This is a genomic window from Parablautia muri (genome assembly GCF_009917485.1).
Taxonomy (GTDB): domain Bacteria; phylum Bacillota; class Clostridia; order Lachnospirales; family Lachnospiraceae; genus Suilimivivens; species Suilimivivens muri.
Map to the genome: position 1 here is coordinate 1 of NZ_QZDT01000084.1, position 9,287 is coordinate 9,287.

The 9,287-nt window shown below is 46.3% G+C and carries 12 protein-coding genes and 2 pseudogenes; 12 read left to right on the forward strand and 2 right to left on the reverse strand.

What is annotated here, in order from left to right:
* Positions 1 to 165: 165 nt before the first annotated feature.
* The 8 genes and pseudogenes from D5281_RS23030 to D5281_RS26210 form a co-directional block, all read left to right on the forward strand.
* Positions 166 to 1,806, forward strand: a pseudogene (locus D5281_RS23030) (recombinase family protein); the annotation flags it as partial.
* Positions 1,807 to 1,920 (forward strand): annotated as a pseudogene (locus D5281_RS23035) (TnpV protein); the annotation flags it as partial. It abuts the pseudogene before it with no gap.
* 212 nt (positions 1,921 to 2,132) lie between these two features.
* Positions 2,133 to 2,636, forward strand: a complete 504-nt coding sequence (locus D5281_RS23040; RefSeq protein WP_330585275.1) for an RNA polymerase sigma factor — start codon at positions 2,133 to 2,135, stop codon at positions 2,634 to 2,636.
* Positions 2,626 to 3,537, forward strand: coding sequence for an anti-sigma factor family protein (locus D5281_RS23045; protein ID WP_160562263.1), 912 nt, complete (start codon positions 2,626 to 2,628; stop codon positions 3,535 to 3,537). The genes D5281_RS23040 and D5281_RS23045 overlap by 11 nt, the downstream gene beginning before the upstream one ends.
* Positions 3,538 to 3,547: 10 nt before the next feature.
* Positions 3,548 to 3,994, forward strand: coding sequence for a hypothetical protein (locus D5281_RS23050; RefSeq protein WP_160562264.1), 447 nt, complete (start codon positions 3,548 to 3,550; stop codon positions 3,992 to 3,994).
* The gene (locus D5281_RS23055) at positions 3,981 to 5,198 is read left to right on the forward strand and encodes an ABC transporter permease family protein (protein ID WP_160562265.1); all 1,218 of its coding nucleotides are present in this window, start codon (positions 3,981 to 3,983) and stop codon (positions 5,196 to 5,198) included. Before D5281_RS23050 ends, D5281_RS23055 begins: the two co-directional genes overlap by 14 nt.
* Positions 5,195 to 5,866 carry an ABC transporter ATP-binding protein gene (locus D5281_RS23060; RefSeq protein ID WP_160562266.1) on the forward strand — a complete coding sequence of 224 codons (672 nt, stop codon included), beginning with the start codon at positions 5,195 to 5,197 and terminating at the stop codon, positions 5,864 to 5,866. Before D5281_RS23055 ends, D5281_RS23060 begins: the two co-directional genes overlap by 4 nt.
* 1 nt (position 5,867) lies before the next feature.
* Entirely contained in the window at positions 5,868 to 6,023 is a 156-nt protein-coding gene (locus tag D5281_RS26210; protein WP_277935574.1) for a hypothetical protein, read from the forward strand.
* 3 nt (positions 6,024 to 6,026) lie between these two features.
* Here the strand turns inward: D5281_RS26210 and D5281_RS23065 are convergent, their stop codons facing one another.
* Positions 6,027 to 6,281 carry a hypothetical protein gene (locus tag D5281_RS23065; protein ID WP_160562267.1) on the reverse strand — a complete coding sequence of 85 codons (255 nt, stop codon included), beginning with the start codon at positions 6,279 to 6,281 and terminating at the stop codon, positions 6,027 to 6,029.
* Between the two features lie 134 nt (positions 6,282 to 6,415).
* On the opposite strand from D5281_RS23065, the gene D5281_RS23070 reads away from it, so the two are divergent.
* The 4 genes from D5281_RS23070 (at position 6,416) to D5281_RS23085 (ending at position 8,123) form a co-directional block, all read left to right on the forward strand.
* Positions 6,416 to 6,814, forward strand: coding sequence for an RNA polymerase sigma factor (locus D5281_RS23070; protein ID WP_160562268.1), 399 nt, complete (start codon positions 6,416 to 6,418; stop codon positions 6,812 to 6,814).
* Positions 6,815 to 6,927: 113 nt separating this feature from the next.
* Positions 6,928 to 7,263, forward strand: coding sequence for a hypothetical protein (locus D5281_RS23075; RefSeq protein WP_277935575.1), 336 nt, complete (start codon positions 6,928 to 6,930; stop codon positions 7,261 to 7,263).
* Between the two features lie 21 nt (positions 7,264 to 7,284).
* Complete coding sequence (locus D5281_RS23080; protein ID WP_330585276.1) at positions 7,285 to 7,848, forward strand: sigma-70 family RNA polymerase sigma factor; 564 nt, start codon at positions 7,285 to 7,287, stop codon at positions 7,846 to 7,848.
* Between the two features lie 5 nt (positions 7,849 to 7,853).
* Positions 7,854 to 8,123: a DUF3847 domain-containing protein gene (locus D5281_RS23085; RefSeq protein WP_160562270.1), complete on the forward strand. Its 270-nt coding sequence runs from the start codon at positions 7,854 to 7,856 to the stop codon at positions 8,121 to 8,123.
* A gap of 108 nt (positions 8,124 to 8,231) precedes the next feature.
* On the opposite strand, the gene D5281_RS23090 is transcribed toward D5281_RS23085, so the two are convergent.
* Entirely contained in the window at positions 8,232 to 8,936 is a 705-nt protein-coding gene (locus tag D5281_RS23090) for a tyrosine-type recombinase/integrase (protein ID WP_330585277.1), read from the reverse strand.
* Positions 8,937 to 9,287: the final 351 nt, after the last annotated feature.

Below are 9,287 nucleotides of genomic sequence, written 5' to 3' on the forward strand. Positions count from 1 at the left end.
CGGAATCACGAAAGCGGATCGGCAAGCCCGGAAATCAGAAGATCTGTTAAAACGTAATTTCAAGTCAGAGGTGATATATGCTCTAAGCGACTTGTTAATTCACAGATTTTTCGGTGATAGGCGAGGACAGCTTAGAGCATATTTCATTTTGAGGAGGTCTGCACTATGGCAAACGCCAAAATTGCGCTGCTGTACGAAAGGCTCAGTCGTGACAATGAATTGAGTGGCGAGAGTTTTTCAATCCACAACCAAAAAATCATGTTGGAGGACTACGCTCGCCGGAATGGGTATCTCCGATTCCGGCACTATACCGATGACGGCGTTTCCGGCACCCGCTTTGACCGGCCCGGTTTTATGGCGATGATGGAGGAAGTCGAGGACAGCAACGTGGAGGCAATCATTGTCAAAGATATGTCCAGGCTGGGCCGGGACTATCTGAAAGTCGGTCAGATGATGGAAATTCTTCACCAACGGGGAGTGCGGCTGATTGCCATTAACGACAATGTAGACACCGACAAAGGGGACAATGACATGACCCCGTTCTTGAATATCATGTATGAGTTTTACGCCCGTGACACGAGCCGTAAAATCAAGTCGGTATTCAAGGCCAAGGGCATGAGCGGCAAGCACCTGACGGGGACGGTGATCTATGGCTACCTGTGGGACGAAAAGCGGGAGCATTGGCTGGTGGACGAGGCGGCCGCTGCTGTGGTGCGGCGCATCTTCGCCATGACGCTGGAGGGCTACGGCCCCTACCAAATCGCCACCCAGCTCACCCAAGACAAGGTTGAAATTCCTTCGGTGCATCTGGCGAGATTTAACGAGGGTGTGAACCGTACCAAGCCGGTCAAGGACATTTACGGCTGGGGTTCCTCCACCATCGTCCATATTCTGAAAAAGCGGGAGTACCTAGGGCATACCGTCAATTTCAAGACCTGCAAGCACTTCAAGGACAAAAAGAGCCACTATGTTGACGAGAGCGAGTGGACAATTTTCGAGAATACCCATGCCGCTATCATCGACCAGGAGACTTTTGACAACGTACAGCGCATCCGGGGGAATGTCAAGCGATACCCGGACGGTTGGGGTGAGGCCGCGCCGCTGACCGGGCTGATGTATTGCGCCGACTGTGGTGGGAAAATGTACGTCCATCGCTCCAACAACGGCAAGCGTGTCCATCAGTACACTTGCGCCCCGTATGGCAAAGTCCCCATTGGAACGCTCTGCCCCACCCAGTACCGTATCAATGAAAAAGTCGTGCTTGACCTGATTTCCGGGATGCTCCGGGCCATTGCCGACTTCGCCAAAGCCGACCGGGCAGCGTTCATCCGGGAAGTGCAGGAGGCCCAAGCCAGCCAGCAGGACAGCGACATCAAAAAGAAAAAGCGGCGGCTGTCGGCAGCTCAGAAACGGGCCGGGGAGTTGGAGCGGTTAGTCTGTAAAATCTATGAGGACAACGCCCTCGGACGATTGCCGGATGCCCGGTATGCCGCGCTGGACGCACAGTACGCCAAGGAGCAGGAAGAACTTGCCGCCGAGATTGCGGAGTTGGGAAAGGCTGTCAGCAGCTACGACCAGGGGAAGAAATCGGCGGAAAAGTTTATTGCCCTGATTGACAAATACCAGGGCTTTGAGGATATGACGAACACCATGCTCAATGAGTTTGTCGAGAAAATCCTTGTCCATGAGCGTGACCGCAAGGGCAGTATCGAAACCACCCAGGCGGTGTAGGTCTACTTCAATTTTGTAGGCAAGTACATCTCTCCGGCGTTCCGGGATGTGGAGTTGACCCCGGAGGAACAGGAGGCCGGGGCCACCGAGAACTTGAAAGCCCGTGACCCCATGCGCTGGGTGGGGCTGATGAATTGCTGTAAGACCCAGGTGGAGGAAATCATTTTTGCGGAATTGATTATGATTTGACAGAAATGCGGGGCACTCCCCGCATTTCTTAATAATAGCACCTTGTATATAGGGCAAGTGACAGTCTATACTAATTTCGACAAAATCTCAATGTGCCATGAGGGGTATCAGCTCTACACAAGCCTATGTGGGAAAAATTGTTTTCAAAAATATTTCAAAAACCTTGTAAGATTTTTTGAAATGCGAAGTCTTATAAGGGAGGAGGTGAGAAAGTGGCAGGTTCCAAAGATGAATTTGAGGAAATCTATATAAGGTACTTTAATGATGTATTTCTCTTTCTTAAAAAGCTATCAAAAGACGAAGGTCTGGCGGAGGAGATCACAAGCGAAACATTCTTCAAAGCAGTGCGCTCAATAGATGCTTTTCGCGGCGATACAGATATTCGCGTTTGGCTTTGTCAAATTGCAAAGAACTGTTACTTTTCTCACTTGAAAAGGCAACAGAGGTTTGTAGATATTGATGATATTGAATTTGCAGATAACATAGACACCATTGAGGAACAGATAATAAACCGAAGTGATGCTATGCGAATACATCTGCTGCTGCACAATTTAGCCGAACCATATAAGGAAGTTTTTATGTTACGGGTTTTTGGAGAATTGAGTTTCAAACAAATCGCAAAGATTTTCCAAAAGACAGATAACTGGGCCTGTGTCACTTATCACCGGGCAAGAAACAAAATATCGGAACAAATGGAGGCCAATAATGACCGATAAATGCAATTTAATCAAAGACATACTTCCGCTCTATGTAGAAGATATGGTAAGTACGGATACAAGAGAATTTGTCAGCGAACATCTTGAGATTTGCACAGAGTGCTGTGCGGAGTTTGAGCGTATGCGGAAAGCTACGAAATTTATCCCTGATGCTGACCCGGATACTGATATTGTGCCGTTAAAGAGAGTAAAGCGGGACTTATTTATCAAACGCTTACAGACTATTTGTTTCACGGCGATCTTGGCCTGTGCCATAGTGATGATTGTTTTTGGGATTTTAACATCACCTAAATTTTTCCCCTATTCTGATAACCTGCTCAATGTGATTGATGTCCCTGATGGGAGCGTTATCATCACCTTTGATAATGAGGTGACAGGTTATAGCTGTAATGAAGTGTTTGACAATGAAACAGAAACAGAGATTTACCGCATAAATGCCTGGACTACAACTTGGGACTTATATCTGTCTAATCGCGGAAAACAAAATGTGGTGATACCCTTTGATCGAGAAACTGAAATTCAGATTTTCTATGCTCAAAACGATGGCTCCGAGGATGTACTGATCTATGGGTCAAATCAAAACCCCGAAGAAAACGGCGTAACTCTGCCAAGACTGATCCTGATGCCGTATTTCCTATTAGCTTTTCTCGCCCTTGTTGTCCTTGCAATTCTACGAGTGCTATTAAGAAACAAGCAAGCAATCGTTGTTTGGATTGACAGGGCTATACCGTTCCCAATTTCCTATATGGCAGCACAGCTTTGCACAAAAGGCTTTAACTTCACGACGTATTCATCGCAACGAGATTTCTGCATTATCATCCTGGTTGCTATGCTGCTTTATCTCGCAATGCTGACAGGAAAATCTCTTTATAAAGCAAAGCTGAACACTTCGAGGGGATAGAGGAAAAGGCATGAAAAAATCTCTGTTTAGGCTGACGGATATGTTAGAGCTAAGCATTGTATATATTTTTTGCTTTTCTCTCAATTTGCTTTTGGATTATGCAAAGACCTTGGATTTAGACGCTTATATTCTAAAGGCCTTTTTGAAAAATTTTATTGATTACCAGCCCTTGATTGTTTCACTGTTTACATTCATTGTGATAGTGTTCCATTATCAAATGCTGGAGAGGAAAAAGGCAGAAATATTTTGCAGAATACTTGTAGGCGGTACTGTGTTTAGCATCACCATTCGATATGTGCTGGACTGTCTCACGGTTGTAATTTTCGTTTATCTTCTATCAGCTTTGGCAAATATCCATTTTGGTTTCAATTTAGCCGACAATTTTTATTTAGTCCTTATTTTTGTCACATACATACTAATCAGCGCAAGGCGGGTACGGAAATATGAAAATATTTAAGTTCATTGTATCAAAGATATTTTTGAGAAAAGCGATACTTGGTATCGGTATCATGCTGTTGCTTCTCATGGCGAATTACATAACCTTTACTGCTGCCCGTTCCATTTTGTCAACATTTCAAGGGTATCAGGAAACAAAATATATAAATCAAGAGGGAGTTTACATCGCCAACTTAGACCCGAATAGTCATATTGATATGAGTATAGTTGGCGAAAACGGAACACAAGCAGTATATGACTATTTGAACAGCAGCTTTAAGTATGCTTTTTATACAGACGGGTTTATCGTATCTGTTCCCAACGGTGATGATATGAAAATATCATTAGGCTATCTGAACGAGCAGTATTATAGATTAAATGAATTTGAGCTTTCGCAAGGGACAGATTTGGACTTTGATTACCAATTAGACGGGGAAATCCCTGTTTTAATAGGAAAAGGGTTAAGCAAAACATATCCCGTTGGATCAACAATAGAACTGGAAGAATCCGTTCTTGGGTGGCCTTTGACGCTAAAGGTTCAGGGCGTGTTGAAGCAAAACGCCTACCACTCTGATTTCTATGCCCCCAACTCCAAGGCATACTACAATTTCTCAATCCTCTTTCCAGTGAATGAGGAATTTATCAATCATGCGAACATGGACATCAAATTTAATGGCCTCATGGACATTATACCTTTGGACACCTCAAAAGAAGAAATAGCGGATTTGAGTGAGGTTATCAAAGATAATTTGGGTTTAAGTTTCAATTTCTTTAGCCAAAAGGAAAACTACGATTATTTCAATGAATACTATCTTCATTCACTAAAAATTATATTCATAACGACCTTTATTCTGCTGATCGTCATAACTTGTCTTTCAGTTTGGAACGCATTGGTTAGTGTTCGCCTAATGCTGAAAGACTTTACTATCAATCTGTTGGTGGGATTAAGCTACTCAAAGCTGAAAAGAATTTTTTATGGTTACTTTGGGATGCTCTCCTTTGTTAATGTAGCACTGATTGCCTCATTCACCGCTTTTAACCGATACGGGTGCTGGTTAAGGAAAGACGCTACCTTTGCTACTTACGGATTGTTTGGTTTGATAGGAATGGACTGGCTGGCCTTGTTGGTGGTTGTCGTTTCTGATATTGCTATCGGAATAATTGTTGTCGAAAGTATGTTGTGGAAAATCAAAAAGGTTCCAATCTCCTTGGGGGTATTGCAATGACGAAGATTATTGATCTAAGCGTTAAAGAAAAAATCTATAAGAGCAAAAAGGTGCAGATTTCAATACTAAATGATTTCAGGCTTGAAGTCGCCACTGGTGAAAAAATCGCCATTGTGGGCGAATCGGGAGCAGGCAAGAGTTCTTTGCTCAATATTATTGGATTGCTTGATCGAAATTATTTCGGTGAATATACGCTTTTCGGTTCTCCGACAGATCAGTTACATACAAACCAGTTAGCGCAATGGCGAAATCAACGGATTGGTTTTGTTCTTCAAGAGTCGGCACTAATCAACTCTTTGACGATTGAAGATAACATCAAACTGCCGTTTCTCTATGCCAGTCCTGACAAAAAGGGTGTTGGGGAGATTGAGGATTTCGATACTGTCGTTAGTGCGATTGAGATCAGACACATACTAAAAAAGAAACCTCTTGAATGTTCCGGCGGAGAAAAGGCCAGAGCTGTATTTGCCAGAGGAATCATCATGAAACCTCAACTCATTTTGGCTGATGAACCTACGGCATCCCTGGACGTGGAAAACAGAGAAAGAATTGTAACCTTGCTTTTTAACATGAACAAAGAGTTTAACACCACCATCATTACTGTAACTCATGATTTGGAAATAGCCAATCGCCATGATAGAGTAATACATCTTGAAAGGAGTAAATAAAATGGGATTTTTTGCGATGATTGTGTCAATGCTGCTGGGGATATTGTTTGTTGCAATCGGGATTTCCCGCAGAAAGCAAAAGGGGTGGCCTATAATCCTTATCGCACTCGGAATTGTGTTTGTCCTCATTGCGGTTTATTTGGGATGGCCTAAATAGAAGTCAATAAAAACCAAGTCTGCCCAGCGGCAGAAAAGAAAAAAACGCTGCTGGGCAGACATTTATCATGCCTAAAAATTTGCTGTTTGCGGTGGTTTTAATTTCAAAACCGCCGCTTTTTATATCCAAAACAGGCGGCAAATAGGAGGATGCCGCCATGCAATTACAGGTAGATAGGCACTTGTCAAAAAAGGCCTGACCCCCGCAGCGGCGCACTCCACCCAAGATTGCGAAAATAGTCATTTTCTGACGACTCATAATGTCGTCCCCAGCGCCCGAACAGTCTTGCACTGTCCGGGTGCTTTTCTATTTCCAGGCCAGCGACACCGGCCCCACTGTCGCTCCCCGCCCCCTTCGTTCAGACCCCAAAAATCTGAACGGAGGAAAAGACAATGGAAATTACCATCAAAATCAACGGGCGGTTTGTTTCTGTTGAGGTCAGCGCTGAGGTTGCTGACTATCTGGAACAGGCCAGGCGGAACAATCGGAAACTCTACCGTGAGCGTCAGCGGTATTGGAATGGGCGCGAGTGTGACGGGTACATAATCAGCACCGAGGGCCGCTTGCCCTACTGTGCCACGCCGGAGGAATTGGTCTGCCAGCGGGAAACGCTGGACGAAATTCTGGCGGTGCTGGCGCTCTGTACCGACACCCGGCGGGGGCGGTTTTTGCTCTATGCGCTGTACGATTTCTGCTATGCGGAGATTGCCGAGATGTGCGGTTGTACCAAAGGTTCGGTACAGACTTCCATCAACGCTGTCAGAAAAATTTTTCAGAAATTCTGGAAATAGGCCCATACGAATGACCCCCTAAGTGGGCTATAAGGTGAGGGGCAAAACGCTCCATCACTGGGAGGGCCAAGCAGTTTCGGCTGTTTGTCCCTCCTGTCATTTGGGAGGTCAAAATGAAAGTTATCAACCTACGGCTCCACTACCCCCACTGTCAGCAGGACAAGCTGGTGGAGGTCAGCGAGGAAGTTTTTGACGTGCTGTGCCAGTCTGTCCGGGAAATGCGGAACTACGAGCGCCGCAAGCGGTATCACCAGGCGTTCTACTCGCTGGACGCTTACAACTGGACGGAGAACTACGCCCTGGAGCACAGCCTGTCCCCGGAGCAGCTTGTCATGCTAGCAGAAGAACAGGCAGAACGTGACCGGCTGGCCGCTGCCTTGCGGGAAGCCCTGGCCCACGCTACTCCCACCCAGCCCAACGCATCTGCGCCTACTACCTGGGAGGGCTGACCCAGCAGCAGATCGCAGACCGTGAGCGCGTCCACAACAGCAATGTTTGTCTCTCCATCCGCCGGGGCCTGTGCAATCTCCGCCGCTACTACGCAGACCATCCCCAGGGAAAGTGAGGGCGGCATGGCAATCGTTAATCTACGCAAGCACTATTACCCGCTCTACACCAAGGACACGTTTGCGGAAGTGCCGGATGAGGTTGCCGCCGTTATGGAGGAATGTCGGCTCTATGAGAGCCGACAGGAGGGCCGGAAAAGTTACTATCATGTTTACTCTATGGATTGCAGCCCTGGCATTGAGAACCATGCCATGTCCCTGGTGCAGTCCCCAGAGGATTTGATTATTCGAGAGATTGACGAGGCCGCTGAAGAATTGCTGTTGGAGCATTTGGCGGAGGCCATCTCCCAGCTATCTCCCACCCAGGCGTGGCGGCCCCATGCCCGGTATGCCTTGAAAAAGAAATTCCGTGAGATAGCGGCGGACGAAGGCATCAGCGGGAGTTGTGCCTGTGACAGTGTGACCGGCGCACTCAAAAAATTGCAGAAAATTTTTGCCAAAAATGGCTGGCTGGAAAGGGAGGATTGATAACCATGGACAAGTCCCAGGAAGAACAGGAAGTTGAGAAGAAAATCGCCCAATATCACAACCGCCAGAAGATTTTGCTGAACAAAAAGCGCAGCGAGGAACACCGGGCCAGGCCACACCGGCTGATTGGTCGTGGGGCCATTTTGGAGGCTGTTTTCCCCGCTGTCATGGAAATGGAGGGCGAGGAAGTCAAGGCGTTCCTGATTGCCCTCTCCCGTCTGCCGGAGGCGCAGGAGTTGGTGAAAAAAGCGCCGAAAAACGAGGCTGCGGAGTAATCCCCAGTCCGAATGGCGCATTATCCCAGACTTTCAATTACCCGAGAAAACTCTCAAAACTGCCGACATAAAAGGCTTTCAAAGAAGTTACCTCAGATAATGTAAGAGCTATTTCAGGAAGTCAGGGATCCGATTCTCTTTCTTTTGCGTAACAGGATTTTCTTTTTGATGGGAAAACCACTTTTCGTTCCAATCCCGGATATGCCTGTTTACGGTTCCCTGTGAAAGTTCAGCATACCGTTCTGTTGAGGAGATCGAGGAATGTCCGAGGAAATTTTTGATTGCCATAATCGGTATCCCGGCTTCCAACATATGTGTGGCAGTCGTATGCCTCATGGTGTGCGGGGTGTAGCGTTTTTCCAGGAACATTTCTGGATGCCCGGCTCTTGCGAACGCGATATATTTTTTATAAATCTCCTCAATACAGGAAATGCTCATCTGCAGATGGGTCTGGCTGGAAAAGATGTAGGCTTCCGACCGGCTGGCTTTTCCCGTTTCCTCCAGATACCGTTCAAGGAGAGTTCCGCTGGGCTTTGCGATCACAATTCTGCGGGTTTTATTTCCCTTTCCGGTAATTGTCAGCTTATAGAGGTTTTTCTCAACCAGGAAGTCCCTGACCTTGAGATCGCAGATTTCCTGTGCCCTGGCTCCGCTGGCATACATTAGATTCAAAAGAACCTGGTCACGGAAGCCCAGCCGTTTCTCAGGATTGGGAAGCCGGAGCAGGACTGAAACTTCATCATGTGTAAAGGTGACCCTCGGCTGTATGGTCTCCTTTTTTACAGGCACTCTTTTCACCGCATTCGCAAACACAGTCGCTGCTTCAAAATTCCTGTTCTGTGCATAACCGGCAAAAGAGGCCAATGCTGAAAGCCTGAGATTTCTTGTGGATACTGAGCATCCCCGTTCTGCTTCGCTCTATTTCAGGAAGCCGTCAATAGTTTCGAAATCCAAATCCCGGAAGATGATTTCGCCAGCATTTTTCTTCTTTACTTGATAAACATACTGGAACAAAAGACGGAAAGCGTATTTATAGGATCTCGTGGTGTTAGGGGAAAGCCCTGACGAGAGCGGCATATATTCCGTAAAAAACTGAGATGGTATAATAAAGTTGTAACACCAAACAGGAAATAAATGATATATTCAATATAAAGAAAAGGAAGG

What these genes read in the sequence shown, in the direction of transcription:
- D5281_RS23070 (WP_160562268.1), top strand. Translation starts at nt 6,416, where the DNA reads ATGGAAATTACCATCAAAATCAACGGGCGGTTTGTTTCTGTTGAGGTC.
- D5281_RS23065 (WP_160562267.1), bottom strand. Translation starts at nt 6,281, where the DNA reads ATGAGTCGTCAGAAAATGACTATTTTCGCAATCTTGGGTGGAGTGCGC.
- D5281_RS23045 (WP_160562263.1), top strand. Translation starts at nt 2,626, where the DNA reads ATGACCGATAAATGCAATTTAATCAAAGACATACTTCCGCTCTATGTA.
- D5281_RS23060 (WP_160562266.1), top strand. Translation starts at nt 5,195, where the DNA reads ATGACGAAGATTATTGATCTAAGCGTTAAAGAAAAAATCTATAAGAGC.
- D5281_RS23055 (WP_160562265.1), top strand. Translation starts at nt 3,981, where the DNA reads ATGAAAATATTTAAGTTCATTGTATCAAAGATATTTTTGAGAAAAGCG.
- D5281_RS23075 (WP_277935575.1), top strand. Translation starts at nt 6,928, where the DNA reads ATGAAAGTTATCAACCTACGGCTCCACTACCCCCACTGTCAGCAGGAC.
- D5281_RS23050 (WP_160562264.1), top strand. Translation starts at nt 3,548, where the DNA reads ATGAAAAAATCTCTGTTTAGGCTGACGGATATGTTAGAGCTAAGCATT.
- D5281_RS23085 (WP_160562270.1), top strand. Translation starts at nt 7,854, where the DNA reads ATGGACAAGTCCCAGGAAGAACAGGAAGTTGAGAAGAAAATCGCCCAA.
- D5281_RS26210 (WP_277935574.1), top strand. Translation starts at nt 5,868, where the DNA reads ATGGGATTTTTTGCGATGATTGTGTCAATGCTGCTGGGGATATTGTTT.